This is a genomic window from Spirosoma sp. KUDC1026, from assembly GCF_013375035.1.
In the GTDB taxonomy this organism is placed as follows: domain Bacteria; phylum Bacteroidota; class Bacteroidia; order Cytophagales; family Spirosomataceae; genus Spirosoma.
In genome coordinates this window covers 4,338,619-4,356,690 of the sequence record NZ_CP056032.1, presented here as the reverse complement: position 1 = coordinate 4,356,690, position 18,072 = coordinate 4,338,619, and the positions used below count along the sequence as shown (strand labels likewise).

The 18,072-nt window shown below is 53.3% G+C and carries 15 protein-coding genes; 3 read left to right on the top strand and 12 right to left on the bottom strand.

Features of this window, described 5'->3' with window-relative positions; translation table 11 throughout:
• Positions 1 to 197: 197 nt before the first annotated feature.
• From HU175_RS18210 to HU175_RS18160, 11 genes are all read right to left on the bottom strand, one after another.
• Entirely contained in the window at positions 198 to 1,211 is a 1,014-nt protein-coding gene (locus tag HU175_RS18210; RefSeq protein ID WP_176567942.1) for an IS110 family transposase, read from the bottom strand.
• A 358-nt stretch (positions 1,212 to 1,569) separates the two neighbouring features.
• Entirely contained in the window at positions 1,570 to 3,102 is a 1,533-nt protein-coding gene (locus HU175_RS18205; RefSeq protein ID WP_176567941.1) for an MBOAT family O-acyltransferase, read from the bottom strand.
• Positions 3,092 to 4,378, bottom strand: coding sequence for a hypothetical protein (locus HU175_RS18200; RefSeq protein ID WP_176567940.1), 1,287 nt, complete (start codon positions 4,376 to 4,378; stop codon positions 3,092 to 3,094). The genes HU175_RS18205 and HU175_RS18200 overlap by 11 nt, the downstream gene beginning before the upstream one ends.
• A 208-nt stretch (positions 4,379 to 4,586) precedes the next feature.
• A complete protein-coding gene (locus HU175_RS18195; RefSeq protein WP_176567939.1) occupies positions 4,587 to 5,555 on the bottom strand; it encodes a glycosyltransferase in 969 nt (322 codons plus the stop codon).
• 117 nt (positions 5,556 to 5,672) lie between these two features.
• Complete coding sequence (locus HU175_RS18190) at positions 5,673 to 6,677, bottom strand: glycosyltransferase family 2 protein (RefSeq protein WP_176567938.1); 1,005 nt, start codon at positions 6,675 to 6,677, stop codon at positions 5,673 to 5,675.
• A gap of 66 nt (positions 6,678 to 6,743) precedes the next feature.
• Positions 6,744 to 8,459, bottom strand: a complete 1,716-nt coding sequence (locus tag HU175_RS18185) for a hypothetical protein (protein WP_228724201.1) — start codon at positions 8,457 to 8,459, stop codon at positions 6,744 to 6,746.
• Positions 8,460 to 8,477: 18 nt separating this feature from the next.
• Positions 8,478 to 9,251 (bottom strand): glycosyltransferase, encoded by a 774-nt coding sequence (locus HU175_RS18180; RefSeq protein ID WP_228724200.1) that lies wholly within the window; start codon positions 9,249 to 9,251, stop codon positions 8,478 to 8,480.
• Positions 9,251 to 10,687, bottom strand: a complete 1,437-nt coding sequence (locus HU175_RS18175) for a DUF6056 family protein (RefSeq protein ID WP_176567937.1) — start codon at positions 10,685 to 10,687, stop codon at positions 9,251 to 9,253. The genes HU175_RS18180 and HU175_RS18175 overlap by 1 nt, the downstream gene beginning before the upstream one ends.
• Positions 10,688 to 10,721: 34 nt before the next feature.
• A complete protein-coding gene (locus HU175_RS18170) occupies positions 10,722 to 11,663 on the bottom strand; it encodes a DMT family transporter (protein ID WP_176567936.1) in 942 nt (313 codons plus the stop codon).
• Between the two features lie 108 nt (positions 11,664 to 11,771).
• On the bottom strand, positions 11,772 to 12,848 hold the full coding sequence (locus HU175_RS18165) for an LptF/LptG family permease (RefSeq protein WP_176567935.1): 1,077 nt from the start codon (positions 12,846 to 12,848) through the stop codon (positions 11,772 to 11,774).
• Positions 12,849 to 12,892: 44 nt separating this feature from the next.
• Positions 12,893 to 13,546, bottom strand: coding sequence for a metal-dependent transcriptional regulator (locus HU175_RS18160; RefSeq protein ID WP_176567934.1), 654 nt, complete (start codon positions 13,544 to 13,546; stop codon positions 12,893 to 12,895).
• A 178-nt stretch (positions 13,547 to 13,724) separates the two neighbouring features.
• Here HU175_RS18160 and HU175_RS18155 point away from each other — a divergent pair, with 178 nt between their 5' ends.
• The 3 genes from HU175_RS18155 (at position 13,725) to HU175_RS18145 (ending at position 16,704) form a co-directional block, all read left to right on the top strand.
• A complete protein-coding gene (locus tag HU175_RS18155; RefSeq protein ID WP_228724434.1) occupies positions 13,725 to 15,050 on the top strand; it encodes an Nramp family divalent metal transporter in 1,326 nt (441 codons plus the stop codon).
• A 224-nt stretch (positions 15,051 to 15,274) separates the two neighbouring features.
• Positions 15,275 to 15,580, top strand: coding sequence for an ArsR/SmtB family transcription factor (locus tag HU175_RS18150; RefSeq protein ID WP_176567932.1), 306 nt, complete (start codon positions 15,275 to 15,277; stop codon positions 15,578 to 15,580).
• 17 nt (positions 15,581 to 15,597) lie between these two features.
• Positions 15,598 to 16,704, top strand: coding sequence for an NADH:flavin oxidoreductase (locus HU175_RS18145; RefSeq protein ID WP_176567931.1), 1,107 nt, complete (start codon positions 15,598 to 15,600; stop codon positions 16,702 to 16,704).
• Positions 16,705 to 16,834: 130 nt separating this feature from the next.
• Here HU175_RS18145 and nagA read toward each other — a convergent pair whose 3' ends face one another.
• Positions 16,835 to 18,016 carry an N-acetylglucosamine-6-phosphate deacetylase gene (nagA, locus tag HU175_RS18140; RefSeq protein WP_176567930.1) on the bottom strand — a complete coding sequence of 394 codons (1,182 nt, stop codon included), beginning with the start codon at positions 18,014 to 18,016 and terminating at the stop codon, positions 16,835 to 16,837.
• Between the last annotated feature and the right edge of the window lie 56 nt (positions 18,017 to 18,072).

The window sequence follows — 18,072 nt, the reverse complement described above, 5'->3', positions numbered from 1 at the left end:
TGAATAAGCCTACTTTCGGTTGAGCTGAATTAACTCCTACATACGCTTTAGGGCAGGGCTGTTAAGTTCTTAAATTGACTCTGGTAGTAACCAAATTTCCTTCTTGTAACTATACCCCCTGTCTCCTGAGAGGTTGTTTGGGAAGCAATTTTAGGGTCACAAAATCGCCTTTTTTGTCATTCCGACCGGTCCGATTTCTATGGTTTTGCAAATGAGGACAGATAGTTTTTGTCATATTTTTCACCCCGTGCCACCACCGCGTACACCCGATGGATGAGTTTGTTACGAACCGCGTTCAAGACCAGCATTTTATTCTTGCCTTCTTTGACTTTGCGTTGGTAGTAGTCCTGCAATTCACCCTTCGCTCGGATGGCTGCCATCGCACCCAGATGGAATAATGACTTCAACCGCTTGCGGGCGTGTTGGCTTACACCTGGTCGCCCACGGACACTGCTACCCGACTGGTAGTTAAAAGGAGCAACCCCGGCATGACAAGCCATCTTCTTGGGATCAGTGATGGTTTTCATCTCATTGGTAGCGATGACAATCTCAGTAGTAGTAGCCGTGCCCACGCCGGGAACCGACATCACCAACTCGAAGAGTCGGCCCAGGCGTGGATCGGCTTCGATGAGTGCGTCGATGGCTTTCTCAACCGCCTTACGCTCTTTCTCCAGAGCGGTTAGTGATGCTTGGCAGCTTTTGCTGAGTTGCTTTTGCAAAGTCGGGTCAATAAAGCTTTGCTGTTCAGCCAGCGGGCCGGCCAACTGATTGTACACACGGATAAGCCGCTGACGGGCCGCACTTAAGAGAGCCAATTTTTGAACCACCTGACGGGGCGGTTCCCACAGACGGAACTGATCACGGAAGCGAAAGGCGTACTCTGCGATGCGCTGAGCATCAATTGAATCGGTCTTACCCCGTTGCAGGCCACCTGCTTTTTTGATTTGCAGTGAAGACTCTAGCCAAATGGGAAAACGAAGTTTGTGGAGAAAGTCAAGCAAGTGGGCATTATAAATACCTGTATGCTCCATGCAAAAGATAGCTTCTAATGGTTTCCAGTCGGATAGGGTTTTCAAGAGCCGCAGGGCGGTCTTGATGCCCGCGATGGTGTTGGGTGTGCTGGTTTGTAGCACCATTTTCTTGCCGTCATAAACGGCCCAGTCCAGAGTGGCTTTAGCAATGTCAATACCAATGAAATAGTGAATGTTCATGATGATTTGTAATTTAGAGTTGCCGAAGGTCTACTTGTTTTATGCTCAATACCTTGCTAACGGGCCTTGTGTCCCACATTTCTATACGAGCCATTCAAGTAGAGACAGAGCGGGTCCTAAATCGGACCATAGGGCGCTAACCTTGCCGAGCGATAGGGTAGCCCGCTCTGTTTTTCTTTCATCGGCAAGCTATCCAAATCTTAGAATCTTACCGGCCCTCAAACCTAAAGGCCGGTGCGGCAGGAGGAATCTTCGTTGACAGGCGGTTTTGTTTGATTTTAACGAGGATTCCTCCTGCGTCGGAATGACAAAAACGCTTCCTCAAACAACCCCTTAGGGCATGTAAGGGTTGACCCGTCTAGAACTGGAAGTAAATAAACTGGCTGGACGTAAAGACGCCGAAGAGATACGTAGCAAACGTGATCAGGGCAAACAAGACCACGAACTGAACCGTGCTGCGCGTAGGAATGGTCAGATAAAAATACTCTTTAACCAGCAAAAACGCGATCAGGAAAACGCTGAACCAGAGTTCGTTCTTGTTCAGTGGCCCCGTGATGGTATCATTGAATGAGAGCGTACCAATACGTTGCAGAATCAGGAAGGCATCGCCGAGGGTATGCGCCCGGAAGAAGACCCAGGTCAGCATAATCAGCACAAACGTAATGAGTACGTTGACCACAACCCGAACCGGTGATTTACGACTTTCGATGTCGTGCACCGGCGACGTTACCATGCGGGGGGGAATGGAACGGAACCCCAGGCGGGCCAGCAGCTTGTCACGCAACACGGCCAACACCTGGTACAAACCGTTCAGGCCACCCCAGATGACGTAGGTCCAGTTGGGGCCGTGCCAGAGACCGCTGGCCAGAAAAACGATCAGCATATTCAGATACTGGCGCACCTCGCCTTTGCGGTTACCGCCCAGCGGAATGTAGAGATAGTCCCGGAACCAGGTCGAGAGCGAAATGTGCCACCGACGCCAGAACTCCGACACCGACTGTGCGATGTAGGGCGTCCGGAAGTTCTCCATCAAATCAAAGCCCATAACCCGGGCCGCCCCGATGGCAATGTCGGAATAACCTGAAAAATCGCAGTAAATCTGGAAGGTAAAAAAGAAGGTAGCCGCCAGCAATGTCAGGCCATTATACTGGCTGGGGTCGTCGTAAGCGTAGGTAACCAGGAGCGCAAGCCGATCGGCCACCACCACTTTTTTGAACAGACCAAAAGCCATCTGCATCAGACCCGACTTTACGTTCTCGCGGTCATACTTGAAATACGAATGGAACTGCCACAATACGTTCTGAGGCCGCTCAATGGGGCCGGCCACCAACTGCGGATAGAACATGACGTAGAGGGCATAAATACCAAAATGGCGCTCGGCTTTGTGATTACCCCGATACACCTCGATGGTATAGCTCATGGCCTGGAACGTATGGAACGACAGCCCCACCGGCAGAATCTCCATGTTCCCCTTGAACGACGTAATACCACTCTCGCCAAAGAGGTGCAGCACTTTGCTGAACAGTCGATTCCCCGCCGATAGTGTCTGGTCGGCCAGGCCAGGAAAGTGAGCCGTGTCGAAAAGCATGGCCAGATTCTCGACAAAGAAACCCAGGTACTTAAAGAAAGCCAGAATACCGAGGTTGGTAATCAGTGACACGATGAGCAGCCAGCGCCGAGTCCTACCGCTACTCTTTTCAATCCAGATCCCCGCTATGTAGTCGATAACAATGGTCAGCGCCAGAATGACAATATAGGCGGGTTTGAAGACCATGTAGAAGTAGCAACTGGCCACCAGCAACAGGATCCACCGTCCCTGCCATTTCAGACTGAAATAGCTGAGCGTAACGACAATGAAAAACAGTAAAAACTGAAGTGAATTAAAGAGCATGAGCGTCGGTAGGCGGGGATGGTCGGCGCAGGACCCGCAGCGCCTGTACGGCGTAGTAAACGAAACCGATTGTCAATAGAATTTCGATGCTGTATTCGAGCGAGGCTATGGGCTGAAGCAGCTCGCTTACCTGATTGTAGTACGGCTGACCGATGCGCCACCACAACGACGGGTGAACGGCCGCCAGGGCGTTGAAGCCGATCAGGGCCAGACACCAGCCCGTCCGCTTAAAGTTGAGCAACGTAAACACCAGCGGCAGCATAAACAGGTACGCGTAGTTACTGATTGCGTTCTGCTGCACGACAGTCATGGCACTGTACACCGCAGTGTACACAAACGGAATATAGTCACGGTAGGTCCAGGCTACCGTTTTGGTGCGGATCAACCAGACGCTACGTACGGCCACCGCAATCGTGATCAGCAGGCCGCCCCACTTCCAGAGCTTACCGGCACTTTCCAGTCCGGCGGCAAAGAACGGATTAAGCAGTGAGCGTAGATTGGGTGCTTTCAGCCAGTCGCCCTCCAGCGATTGCTGTTCCAGAAAGAGCGTACCGGTTTTCCAGAACATGAAACCGGCCACGGGCAGACCAATGGTAGCGAGTCCAGCCACAAACCAGATGGCCTGGCGCAGGTTGCGCAGCATGACGAGACCCACGGCGATCAGCATCAGAATAAATACCGCCTTGGTCGCCAGCATACCGAAACCCAGTACAAGCCCAGCCAAAAAAGGCCGTTTCGGCATAAAGGGGATAGCCAGCAGCATGAACAGCCAGAGCAGTACGTCCTCCTGTCCACTAAATACACTCATGATAAACGGCATGGGCAGGACGTAATAAAATACGCCCCGAAAGAGCCGCTCGCCCGTGGCTTCCTGCCGCTGGTAGTAATAATACGTCAGACGGACGGAAAGCCATTCGACCAGCAGCATGGCCAGGACAACCATGCGGGAGTCACGCCAGATGGCCAGAAAGGGCGCGATCCAGTAGCCAAATAGGGGTGAATAACAGGTATATACGTCGCGGGCGGGAACACCGCCGTCCAGCGCCGACAGGCCAATTGGGTAGTAAAACTCGGCTACGTCCGACTGGGGCATATAGCCCATTATGATGTAGGTAATCAGGAAAGGAACCAGCCGGAAAATACCCCAGCTCAGATCCAGCGTCCAGACACCTGTTTGCTGCAGTGTTTCCGTAACCCGGTTCCGTTGCCAAAGCAGGCCGAGAGATACTAGACTCAATACGACCGTAGCCGCTAATTTAACGTATAAAACAAGCATAGAAATTCGTCAGCGCACCGGCCCCGCAGAGCACAACAACGCTGTTTGTAATCTGGTATTTACTGGTTGACGACAGGAACGTAACAATATTGTCGTTGATCGCCCGATGGCTGCTCAACAAACGACATGCTTTCAGTCTATCTGTTTGTCGGGTGTAAAAATAAGGCTTTCCGCCCAATGCACGTATTTGGTGCGTACAGTGCCTGTTTTAATATAAGCGTTCCAGCCGTTCGACGAAATCACCAAACTGGCGGGCTGGGATAAACTGAATCTGGGTGCGGTACGAAAGAACGGTGAAAACCAGCAGCAACGAGATCAGAAACGCCTGCAAGATGACAATCAGCAGCGAAATAACCAGATACGTAGCCCAGCCCGGTATGATTAGACTCGTGAAAAAACGCATGTAAAAAACAGTGCCAATACCAAACAGCGAAAACGCCATCATCAGGATACAGAAGATCGTCAGCCGTACGGCCGTTGTATCGATCAGGACCGATACGGCACTCAGTCCGTGCAGCACCAAAGACACAAAGTTCATTTTGGAGCGCCCAGCCAGTCGGTACCCCCGCTCGAGCGGGATGGCCGTATAAGGAAGCCGTGACCGGATCACTCCGCCGGGGTAGTTGTTCCAGATTTCCGATACGTGGGCCAGTTTGCGGAGCAGGCTGGCGGGAACCAGACTAAAGTTGCCGAACGTAATAACTTTGCCCGTCAGCAGTTGAAACGCCCGCTTGTAGATCTCGTAAAATACCCGAAAACTCAGGCTTTCGTGCCGTTTTGACCGATGGGCAAATACAATTTGGTTTGGTTTTTCGCTGCTGCGCTGCACCAGGTGAACAATGTCTTCGGGCCGATCTTCGCCATCCGAGTCCATCACAATGGTCGGGTACTGTTCCTCCTGACTGGCCAGCCAGGAAAGCCCAAGGGCAATGGCTTTCTGATGGCCAACGTTTCGATAAAGCCGCAGGATTGAGAGTGACTGACCAATATTGGTCGGCAGTGCTTCGTAATTCGTTGACGAACAGTCATCGACGATCAGGAAAGCCAGCCGATTCCGGAGCTGGTCACTAACCACCGATTGGATACGCTCCAGCAACAACCCAACAGCCTGCCAGTCATTAAACAGGGGAATGACAACGTTAATGCGTTCTGGAAGAGAATTAAGCGGTAAATTCAAGAGTTGAGGTTTTATAAACGAATACCAGACAGATGACGGCTACTGGCAAACTGGTAAGACTAGGCTATCTTATAGAAACACATCGATCGGCTGATTGAACATAGGGGTTAGCAGGAATCAGGAAGGAGAGTTGGTTGGCGACGGTTCCAGGGTGGATGCACCCCGGATAGGCTGGCGCTGCTGCTCCCGAATTACTTCCCGAACGACGTACAAAGGACGTCCTTTCGTCTGAAAAAATATTCGCAGTACATACTCGCCAATCATGCCCAGGGCAATCAACTGGACCCCGTTAAAAATCACAATAATGAATAGCGTTGCCGTGAATCCCTGCGGTACGTCTCCGAAAAAGAATTTTTTAACCAGCGTCTGAATCAGGTAAATAAAGGCAATACCGAGCGTAATCATGCCCAGCCGGGTAACGGCTTTGACCGGGTACTCGCTGAAATTAAAAATGCCGTTATAGGCCAGATTACGCAGCATTTTAAACGAATACTTGGGTTCACCGGCAACGCGGGCATCCCGTTCATATTCGACCCCGATCTGACGGAAGCCGATCCAGCTGCGCATGCCCCGGATAAACCGGCTTTCTTCCGGCATCTGGTTGAGCACGTCGGCTACCCGGCGACTGATGAGCGAAAAATCACCGCTGTCCAGCGGCATATCCACGTAGGAAATAGACCGGATGAGTCGGTAAAAAGTCGAATAGGCGGTGCGTTTGAACCAGGATTCCTTGCGTTTTTTACGAACGGCATACACAACGTCGTAGCCCTCCTGCATCTTTTCATAGAATTCGCCCAGGAGTTCGGGAGGGTCCTGCAAATCACCGTCGATGATAAAGAGTGCCTCACTGCCGCGCGCTACGGCAATCCCCGCGGTCAGTGCCGTCTGGTGACCATAATTACGGGACAGGAAGACGCACTGATAGCGGCCGTCGATCAAAGCGAGTTGCTGCATCAGCATAGCCGTATTGTCGCGGCTGCCGTCATCAATCAGCACTATCTCTATCGCCAGCGGGGAGGCTTCCATAACGGCACTGAGTCGGGTAACTAGGTGCGGAAAAGACTCAGTTTCGTTGTATAATGGAGCAATAATGGAAATCTGCGGGGCTGACAGAGTAGTCATGAATCAGAAATTATCACAGCAAAAGTAAATCTTTTTGCTGTAGCGGGGGTATTGACCGGTGGTTTCTTAGGGAATCGTTACCTGCCGGGCGCTAAATCGGAGGGCTGGGCTGATCGTTTCCGGCAAAAGAATACCGGTCCGGTACGTGCCGGGGGCCAGCATACCATTCAGAATTTCGCCCTGTACGCTGGCTACGGGACGACGTAGCCAGAACGTACGCAGCGCATATGGTGCCTCCGAAACGAACAGATACGAGTGGGTGGCAGACTGAACTACCACAGCCGATGGATTGCGGAAGGCGGGCAGTGGGCTGGTGGTATGGACAACCGTGCTGTAATCGCCCTCTTGAATCTGTAACCCCAGCACCGAATCGGTGGTGCCCGCCGAGCTTAGTTGGTCATAGGGCAGATTATGGCTGGCCGGATACTGATACATACCGCGTCTGACGGTTTCATTGAGCGCGTTGGCTGCCAGTGTCGCGAAGGGAGAACCCCAGCTGGCGCCAAGTCCCACTCCGTTACGTTGCTGATTGAACGACTGCGTCAGCAGCATCTGTTCGCGGTGGGCTACTTTGGGAAAGCGCAGGACGTACCAGACGCCCCAGACCGACAGGCTCAGGACAAGTCCAAGGGTTACCCATCGCTGTACGGACGGAGACGTACTGTATTCGCTGAGCAGATTCAGGTAAATGAGAATGGTCAAAATTGCCGGATACAGCATGTAATTACTGACCAGCATAACCTCATACCCAAAGCGGGGACGCAGAAAAGCAACGACCAGTGCATTGACCATCAGAAAGGCATAAGCACCTGTGAAGAAGTAGCGCCGTTGCTGTAGAGGGGTTACTGACCGGTTTGGCTTTTGGGCAAAGGAGCGGAGGAACAGTGGGGCATTCATCTGCCACAGCAATAAAAGCATGGTTGGCACAAGCACCAGTCCCCAGATGGTCGGCAGAATACTACGTTGGAAAATAGGCGCGTCCGGGAAGAAATCGAACAGCGCACCCGTAAACGTAAAGAAGCCAGCCAGAACAATATACGGGTACTTCTGGAAAAATGAAAAGCTGCTTTCGTTACCCTGTGGGCTCTGAAAATCATGAAAGTAAAAAATGATGGCTGCCGCGCCCAGCGCGAGCCAGAGAGCCAGCCGGGTCCAGTTGCGCTGAACGGCTAGTACAACCGCGCCGGCTACCCAGCAAAAGAGACCATTACTCATCGACAGCGACGCCAGCAGTTGAATCGCCAGCGCACCCGAAAACGCCTTTCTTTGCCCGGTGGCCAAGAGGTACAGTGACGTAAATGCCAGAAAGAGAACGACCTCGTGCTGCAAGCCTGTAATAGCCCACATACTGACCAGGTAATGCTGGGGTTGCAGCAGTAGGAACGGAACCGGTACAAACGCCAGCAGGGGTAAATTAATAGCACGAAAGAGCCGGTAGAACAGAAACAGTAGCCCAAGCAGGAAAAGGAACGCACTGATAATAAGTGCCTTGAAGTTAATCGTGCCGGTTATTGCGTAGATGGACAGCGTAATGAGTTTCGCCGTCAGGATACGGTGTTCATTATTGGGCCGGAGTAGCCAGTCAATCTTTTCTCCGACGGAACCGGCATCGGTGTACCCCAGCAAAAAAGAAAGAAAAGCATCAATGTCGTCCATCCAGGGGATGTTGACTGTGTAGTTCAGAATTAACAGACTAAAACAGACAACAGGCAACACCGCCAGCAGGGTTACAAAGCCGGAAGTTTGTCGGGTGGTATGACGGGAAAAAGAAAACGCGGACATAGGATAATGGCAGCTCGCTTACAAATGGCGATAGTGCCGATAAATGCGATATAGTTCGTACCAGAGTTTGAAATAATACGATGGCTGGATGCGGGAGTCACTTTTCTCGACCCACTGTCGCAGCGGGAACTCCGCTACGTGGTGCAGCACGTCTGTGTGACCATACCGTTGAATCAGGCGGGCGAGCAGTTCGACGTCGAACAGCCATGGGCTGATGAACGACTGGCTGAACAGGTAACTGACGACGGGGCGACGGAAGAGCTTGGCTCCGCATTGGCTATCGTAAACGGGCAGCTCCAGAATGTTGCTGATCAGGGTGGCAATGAACCGACCGGAGTAATGCCGAAACATTTTCCGTTGAATATCGGAGCCAAGGCGCTTGATCCGGGAGCCGAGGACCATGTCCAGCTCGGAACGGGTGTCCAGTACGTTAGTGAGATCGCCGATGGCGTCCAACGGGGTAGCCAGGTCGGCATCGAAGAAGCCCAGGTAATCGGGTAGCTGGTTCGTCTGCTGTAATTCGGGACGGATCATGTGCAGCATCCCCGCCCGAACCGCCCCCGCTTTTCCCTGGTTCTGACCCAGAATTAAGGCGACGATCTGAGTGGGCAGCGTCGTCTGCATCCGTTCGAGAATAGTCCGGGTGGCATCGCTGCTGCCATCGTCAACCAGGCAGAAGTGTACCGTTGGGTGCTGGCGGGCGTAGTCCAGAAACGTATCGACCGGCAGTCGGTTCGCTTCGTTATAGCATGGAATAATAATACAGACAGACGACATAGAACGGGCGGCCATTAACGGGTGGTGGTTGAGGATTCATCCAGAATGACCACCTTGTGCTGGTAGTACTGAGCCTGGCAGCGGTTCCACCAGTGGTCGCTGTTCGTGTGAATGTCATCAACAAACAAACTGGCCGGATGTACACTGATAGGCGTCAGATGGAGCGTGTCAGAAGGAGCCGTTAATTGCTGATGGCGGGCCGTCATCTCCCGGTCGTAAGTAGCGGCTGCACCGGTGCTGATGTCGGCATAAAACTGCTGCATGGTCGGGCTCAGGGCCAGGCACCCGATCACCCACAGACCGGCCAGACTGGTAGCCCAGGTGGGGAGCGGTGTTCCCTGATTGAGCCAGTGGGCCAGTGCGTTATCCCGCTTCATCAGCCAACGCACCCAGACCGTCAGCGCATATAACCAGCCAAGCGCAAGCGTCAGTTCGGCAACATTCAGTACGCGACCAGGGGCAACGCCCAGTCCATAAGTCGATGGAAATATCAGGACAATCAACAACCCCAGAATGACCAGTTTCAGCAGCAAAAGCGGCACCCTGAACAAAGGAGCGACGGTACTACCGGGGCGGTTCAGCCGAACGGCAATCGGTATCCAGAAGAGTGACAACGGCAGGAGGGACGTTTTAAACAGGCTTGTCAGCAGGACAACACCTAACCAATGAGCCGTATCGACCAGCGCTTTGGGAATATTGCCGGCCTGCTCGTTGGAGCCCAGCCGGATGCCGTTCCCCGGTGCGCTGAATACTAGCCAGGCCGACGCCAACGTAACGACCACCATGCCGGCCAGAAACCAGTCGAACGTGCGCAGGAAGAACAGGCGGTAGGCACCCGCGGCCAAAAGGACGAGCAGCAGCAGAATCAGGTTGGTTTCGCCGGAACCCACAATGGCAAAAATGAGAACAGCCGCCCAGACGGTCGTCAGATTTTTCAACGTACCGGGTGGCAAGCGGTACCAGCGTAGCAGCACCGCCAATAAATAGAGCGTCAGGATTGTGGGCACGGTGTAAGAAGCCACGGCTGCTGTCCAGAAAAAGCCTTCTACCGTGCTGTGCATCCCCAGGATGATGGCGTAAAATAGTAATCCTGTGCTGATCAGCCGGATGCGAAGGGCCTGCTCGCGCAGAATTTCGCTCACCAGCGAATAGAGCGAGACCAGCAGCCCCGTCACGGCCAGCGCCGGAATTAATCGGAAACCATCGTACCAGCCCCAGACCAGCGGATTACCGTGCACGAGCATGTTGGAAAAGTAGCGCCCGGTCCAGCCGTTGTAGTAATAAATCTGGGCCTGCCAGAAACCGTACCGGGTTGCCGTATCGGCAAAGCAGTAGTCATCGGCGGCCGAGGGGTGATTGTGGGAGGAAAGAACCAGAAGCGGTACGTACGCCAGCAGGAACAAAATAAGGGCGGTTACGGGAGCCAACCGGTCAGTCAATGAATGTCTCATGCCAGGACACCCTCGCCAGGCGGGGGTGGATGGATTATTTAGGTAGGTCGATCTCCAGATCTCCCCCGGTGGGTGTTGTTGTTGTGGGTCGTTGCCGACTCAGGAATGGGTAACTGATAACGGCCGCCAGGATTACCAGTGTGCCGATATAGAAGCCTGCTGTCATGCGCTCGGCATTGCCAAAAATCAATACCGCCAGGATAATCCCATAGACCGGCTCCAAATTTACAGTTAATATGGCGAGGTAAGGCGAAAACTTACGCAACAGCCCAACGGCAGCCGTATGGGCATAAACGGTACAGACGAATGCGAGCAGCGCCAGACATAGCCACTGAACACCCGTTTGCGGCAGCAGATCGGTTGAAACAAGCGTTGGATTGGTCGAAATATAGAGCCCGACGAAGGCAATGCAGCCCACAAAAGCACCCGCCATTTCGTAAAATGAAATTACCAGCGCGTCATGTCGTTGGGAGAAGCGACTGTTGATAATGGTGAACAGCGACGCCAGCATGGCCGCCAGGATTGCCGTAATCAGCCCGGCGATCTTATCAAACTCGAAGCGGAAAATCAGATACAAACCGGCCATCACAACTGCGCCCAGCAAGACGTCGATCACCTGAACTCGCCGTTTTAAAATCAGTGGCTCCAGCAGGCTGGCCCAGAGCGAACTGGTAGCCATACCCGCCAGACAAACGGATACGTTCGCCAGCCGGGCCGCGGCAAAAAACAGGATCCAGTGCAGGGCAATCAGACTGCCTGTGGCCAGCAACCGCCAGCGGTCGGCCGGCGAAACGGCGAAGGGTTTCTGCTTGACATACAGCACCAGCGCCAGACCACCCGCTGCCAGACCCGTGCGAAAAAGCACGACAGCCGGAGAAGAAAGCGGCTCCAGAAACTTACCCAGAATGGCCGTAAAGCCCCAGATCAGCACGATAAAGTGCAGGTGCAGGTAGTCGGAAAGGGCGGGGGATTTCATAAAGAGCGAAAGAGCGAAAGACAGAAAGAGCGAAGCGCCGAAGTGAAGAGAAAGAGAGAAGTTATCCTGTATGCCTTTCGCTCTTTCACTCTTTCATTCTTTCGCTCTTTATCTAGGTATCGTATTATACAACAGTACCCCGATGCCCGCAAAAATAAGGTTTGGCAGCCAGACGGCAACAATGGGATTCAGATTGCCGGATTCGGCGATGCCTTTGGCGAGCATAAAGAACAACAGGTAAGCAAACGCCAGAAAGAATCCCAGCGCCACCTGCCAGCCCACGCCCCGCCGACTCTTGCGGGCCGACATAATCACACCAATCACCGTCAGAATGATGATGGCGAAAGGGCGGGTGTCGCGGCTGTATTTTTCAAGTAGGTACGTTTCCAGGCCGTCAGCTCCGCGGCTCCGCAGCAAGTCGATGTGGCGGTTCAGTTCGGGGCGGGTGAAGGTCTCGTACAGGTTGAAATCTGAGCTGAAATCATCAGGCTTCAGGTTCAGCGTGGTGTCGATTTCGGTGCCCGACGTCAATGTTTCCTGGAGACCATTGATGGTGCGAACTTTGTAGTCGCGGATGGTCCATTTCTTTTTCTTGGCGTTCCACTCGATCCGGTCGGCTGCCAGCTTCTGCTTTAGCTGATTCCCCTCGACTTTCTCCAGCGTAAACCGATAACCCGTGTTGCTCTGGTTGTTGTAGCTTTCCAGATAGGCGTAGGTATTCGGCGCAATCTTGATGTGGACATTACGGCCGGAGTACGTGTATGCATCGTTGATATACTGCACCTCGAACGCAATCCGGGTTTTGTTGGCGCGGGGAATCACGTAGTTGACCATGAAATAAGTCAGCACGGCCAACACCGATGCGCCCAGCACGTAAGGAAACAGCAGCCGGATAAAGCTGATGCCGCTGCTCAGCATGGCAATAACTTCGGTACGGGCAGCCAGCCGGGAGGTCAGAAATACCGTCGCGATAAAGACCATCAGCGGACTGATGTAATTGGCCCAGTAGGGAATGAAATTCAGGTAATAGTCCCACAGAATCCGGTCGGTGGGGGCGTTGTTTTTGTGGAAGTTGTCAATCTTCTCGGTATAGTCAATCATCACAACCACCAGCACAATGACCAGCACCACAAAAATGTACGTCTGCAGGAAGCGCTTTAAAATATACCAGTCTAAAATCTTCATTAGTTGTTTGTGAATCTGCCGGGGCAGGTTTCAGGAAAGGCGGCTTAACTGACCAGTAGGTTTCGGGCAACGTCGGCGCTGACAAAAACGGGTTGGTTGCTGGCCAGATGGATGAGCAAGGATTTATCGAACGTACTGATTTCGGTGACGGTAACCGTGCAGCCGAGGGACAGATCGCAGCGGTCGAGGTGCTGCAGAAATTCGGTCGAGTGCTCCAGTACTGCCATCAGCCGTACACATTCACCGGCTGTGGCTTCCGATAATTTTCGGTAACCAGTCTCCGGCATCTGCCCGGCCGGCGTTGGGATAGGATCGCCGTGCGGGTCGAACTGCGGCTGACCCAGGAACGCATCGAGCCGCGTAACGAGCTCGTCGGAACGAACGTGCTCTAGTTCTTCGGCAATCTCGTGAATCGCATCCCAGCCAAACCCTAGTTTCTCGACCAGGAAAACCTCCCAGAGCCGGTGCCGACGGATGACCTGCAGCGCCAGCCGTTCTCCTTCGGCGGTGAGCCGGACACCCTGGTATTTTTTATAATGGATCAACTGTTTGTCCGCCAGCTTTCGCAGCATATCCGTCACCGAAGCTGCCTTGGTTGCCGTCATTTCGGCCAGGGCATTTGTGCTTACCTCGCCTTCCTGTCGGCTGGCGAGATAATAGATCGTCTTCAGGTAATTTTCTTCTGTGAATGAATGCATGCCGACAACGTACTCTGTCAAAACGACTGAACAGGAGGAAACAGTTTGACCGCAAAGGTAATTTTTATGTTAAACTTTCTAAATTTTTAGACTTGTCTAAAAATTTATTCAACAATGCATAGGTTTGTAGCGTTAAAGCAGAAGCGGTACGTAAGCGACTGTGTATGATATGATGCTAATGGATACAGAGCAGAAAGGCTGGCGACAGCATAACGAGACTAATTCGCTGGCCGATGTGCATAGTTCAGTGCAGGTACCGGTGGGCGCGGGTTTCTTTAAAACGCTCAAAGCGTATCTCGGACCCGGCCTGATGGTTGCGGTTGGCTATATGGACCCCGGCAACTGGGCAACAGACATTGCGGGCGGAGCGCAGTTTGGTTACCGGCTGTTATCCGTAGTACTTATTTCGAACTTATTCGCCATCCTGTTGCAGCACCTGGCCCTAAAATTAGGGATCGCTACAGGACGCGATCTGGCGCAGGCCTGCCGGGATCACTATAGCCATCCGGTAGCTTTTGGTTTGTGGCTGCTGGCCGAAATCGCTATTGCGGCTACCGACCTGGCCGAAGTCATAGGCTCGGCTATTGCCCTGAATCTGCTGTTTGGCCTACCGCTGACGATAGGTATTCTGATTACCGTACTCGATGTGCTGCTCCTGCTGTTCTTGCAGAACAAAGGCTTTCAACTCATTGAGCGCATCGTCGCCAGTCTGATTTTCCTGATCGTTGCCTGTTTCGGGTATGAGTTGCTGGTGTCACAACCCTCCGTTCGGGATATCGTCGACGGCCTGCTGCCCCGCCCCGAAATTGTGACGAATCCGGGGATGCTCTATATCGCCATTGGGATTCTAGGTGCTACGGTGATGCCGCATAATCTGTATCTGCATTCCAGTATCGTACAGACGCGTGATTTCGGCCGCGATAATGCAGGACGTAAATCAGCGATCAAGTTTGCCACTATCGACTCGACCGTTTCCTTATTTCTGGCGTTTTTTATCAACGCGGCTATTCTGATCCTGGCGGCAGCGGCCTTTCACACGACCGGCAACCAGCAGGTAGCGGATATTACGGATGCGTATCACCTGCTCGAACCCATTCTGGGCGTGAAGATGGCGGGAATTCTGTTCGCGGTGGCCTTGCTGGCGTCGGGGCAAAATTCAACGCTGACGGGTACGCTGGCAGGACAGATCGTGATGGAAGGATTCCTACACTTACAAATCAAGCCATGGCTACGGCGGCTGATCACCCGGCTGGTAGCCGTGGTGCCGGCGCTGGTTGTTGCCATTCTGTACGGCGAACAGGGGACTTCTGAACTACTAGTGCTAAGTCAGGTTATCCTGTCGCTCCAGCTCAGTTTCGCGGTGGTGCCGCTGGTGAAGTTTACTTGTGATAAAGTTAAAATGGGTCCGTTCGTCAATCCGGCCTGGATGAAATCGCTCTCCTGGCTCGTTGCCGTCGTGATCATTACGTTGAATCTATACCTGCTCTGGGATACTTTGCTTTAGGAGATATTACTGCTTCGTGTTACAGAGAGCCGGTTGACCTTAGTGTCAACCGGCTCTCTGTTTTTATACCATCCTTATTTCAGGTCTTAGTATTCCTTCGTTTTGGGTGCAGGTAATTAAATACCCAACGTTCGCCCTGCCTGTGCTTATCGCCCATTTGCCTACTTGAGTGAACTTTTATATCTGGAATTCGGTATATCGGTAAAAGTCGATATACTCACACGATGAAACAGGAGCAGGTAGACATCTTCAAAGCATTGGCGAACAAGGCGCGGCTGGACATACTGGATTGGCTTCGGGCACCGGAAGAGAATTTTCCCGGTCAGAAGGAATTTGGCTATGAGCACGGCGTCTGTGTGGGGCAACTGCAGGCGAAGGCCGGTCTAACCCAGTCGACTGTTTCTGAATACCTCTCCATCCTGCAACGGGCTGGTCTGATCAAAGCGACCCGGCGGGGGCAATGGACCTATTACCGGCGCAATGAAGCCGCGTTTGAACAATTGAGTGAGTTGATCGCAAAGAATTTATAATCCAACTAGTAAACCATATGAGTACCCAAAGTTTGTTTCAACCGTTTCAGTTAAAAACGCTGAATCTGAAGAACCGTATTGTCATGGCGCCGATGACGCGCTCATTTTCGCCCAACGGTGTACCCACCGCCGATGTCGCTAAGTACTACCAAAAACGCGCGGAAGGTGAAGTCGGTCTGATCCTGTCGGAAGGAACCGTCATCGACCGACCTTCAGCATCCAACGACGCCAACGTACCGCATTTTTATGGTGAGGAAGCGCTGGCGGGCTGGAAGCGCGTCATCGACAGCGTCCATACTGCTGGTGGGCAGATGGGGCCGCAGATCTGGCACATGGGCATCATGGATAACCACCATTCCGGTTGGGTACCGCCCGTGCCGTTCGAAGGGCCGTCGGGACTAAACCGGCCCGGTAACACCAACGGATCGACTATGACCGACAAGGACATTGAAGAAACGATCCTGGCGTTTGGGAAAGCTGCTGCCGACGCTAAAGCGGCCGGTTTTGACTGCCTGGAGCTGCACGGTGCCCATGGGTACCTGATCGACCAGTTTTTCTGGGAAGATACGAACCTACGTGCCGACGGCTATGGCGGAAAAACCCTGGCCGAGCGGACCCGCTTCGCCACGGACGTAATCAAAGAAGTACGGAAACAGGTGGGCAACGATTTTGCCGTGATCATTCGACTGTCGCAGTTCAAGCCGTCGAATTATACGTACAAGCTGGCCAGTACGCCCCAGGAAATGGAAGCGTGGTTACAGCCGCTTGTGGACGCGGGTGTGGATATTCTGCATTGCTCGCAGCGCCGATTCTGGGAACCCGAGTTCGAGGGGTCTGACCTGAACTTTGCGGGCTGGGCCAAAAAACTGACCGGAACGCCAACGATTACAGTAGGTTCAGTAGGATTGTCGGGCGACTTCTTCGGTGCCTTCGCCGGTGAAAGCTCGCAGCCAAGCTCACTCGACGAACTGACCCGGCGCCTGGACCGCGGTGATTTTGATCTGGTAGGCGTAGGCCGCCCAATCCTGGCCGATCCAAACTGGGTTGCTAAAATTAAAACCGGTCGTACCGACGAGCTGAAAGGCTTCAGCAAAGAAGCACTGGGTACGCTGGTAATGGAGTAATACAAGCAGACATAAACTCTGGTCTTTTGTCGGAACGACAAAAACAGTACCGTGCAGTTATCAGCTTTGCTAGAGTTCAAACATCCCCATTCGAGTGACGTGGCTACGTTTCGGATGGGGATGTTTGTATTTAGGCGGTCAGCTCGTCGCCTATTTGCCAGACGGTTTTAACGGTCAGCGCCGGGCTAAGCCGAACCAGGTTGGCGACGTAGTCTGGCTGAATTTTTCCGATCTGGTCACCCATACCAATAACCGTTGCCGGAATGGTCGTGGCCATGCGCAGGGCATCAGTCAGCGGAATTCCGGCTTTCTCAACGCAGACGCGCACGCAGTCAATCAGGGTCAGGGCCGAGCCCGCCAGCTTACCTTCGTTGTTCACGTAGCGCCCCGGTCCGGCGGGATCGGGTTCGAAATGAACGATGAACTCGCCCAGGCTGAAATCGGGGCGGGGTCCATCCAGACCGGGCGTATTGGCGAACAGGGCGTCTGAAATCAGGAAAAGTCGGTCGCCCAGCAGTTTCCGGGCAATACGGATCGTGGCCGGATCGCAATGATAGCCGTCGGCAATGATGCTGGCGTGTACCGTATCGTGATCGAAAACCGCGCCCACGATGCCCGGCTCCCGGCTTTCAAACCCGCGCATGGCGTTATAAAGGTGCGTCGCCAGGGGGATCTGGCCTGAATTGAGCGCGTCCGTTGCCTGGGCATACGTAGCGTTGCTATGCCCCAGCGATAGGCGCGTGTTGGCGTGTTTTAACGAAAAAAGCAACTGAAGCTGCTCGGACGTAAACATTTCCGGGGCCAGCGTCAGAATTCGGATCGCGTCGGCGTTGGCACTGAATAGCGTTTCCAGTTCAGCCTCGGTTGGCTTCCGGACGTAAGCCGAGCTGTGGGCTCCGCGCTTAATAGGATTAAAATACGGGCCTTCAATGTGGATGCCCGGCACACCGAATGGATTTTCCTGCCGAACCGTCTGCACGGCCGCCATCGACTGCTGCATGATTTCGAGCGAAGTCGAATGGATTGTGGGCAGGAGGGTAGTCGTGCCGTTTTTGACGTGGCTCGCGTAGATATGCCGGACTGTATCGGGGGTGGGCTGGTCGTTCAGAAACAGGTTTGAACCGCCGTACAGCTGCAAATCGACCAAGCCCGGAACCAGATAATCGCCGGCCAGATCAATCGTCTCGTCTGTTGCGTCGGCTGGGTCACTACTGGTCAATACGTCCTGAATTCGGCCCTTGGCAACGCGCACCGTTGCGTTGGTAAGCCACTGATCGCCGGTAAAGACGGTCGCATGAATGAACTGGAGCATGGGTAAAACGAAACGCTGGTCTGATTGAATAAGCGAAGTATGACCGAAATCTAAGC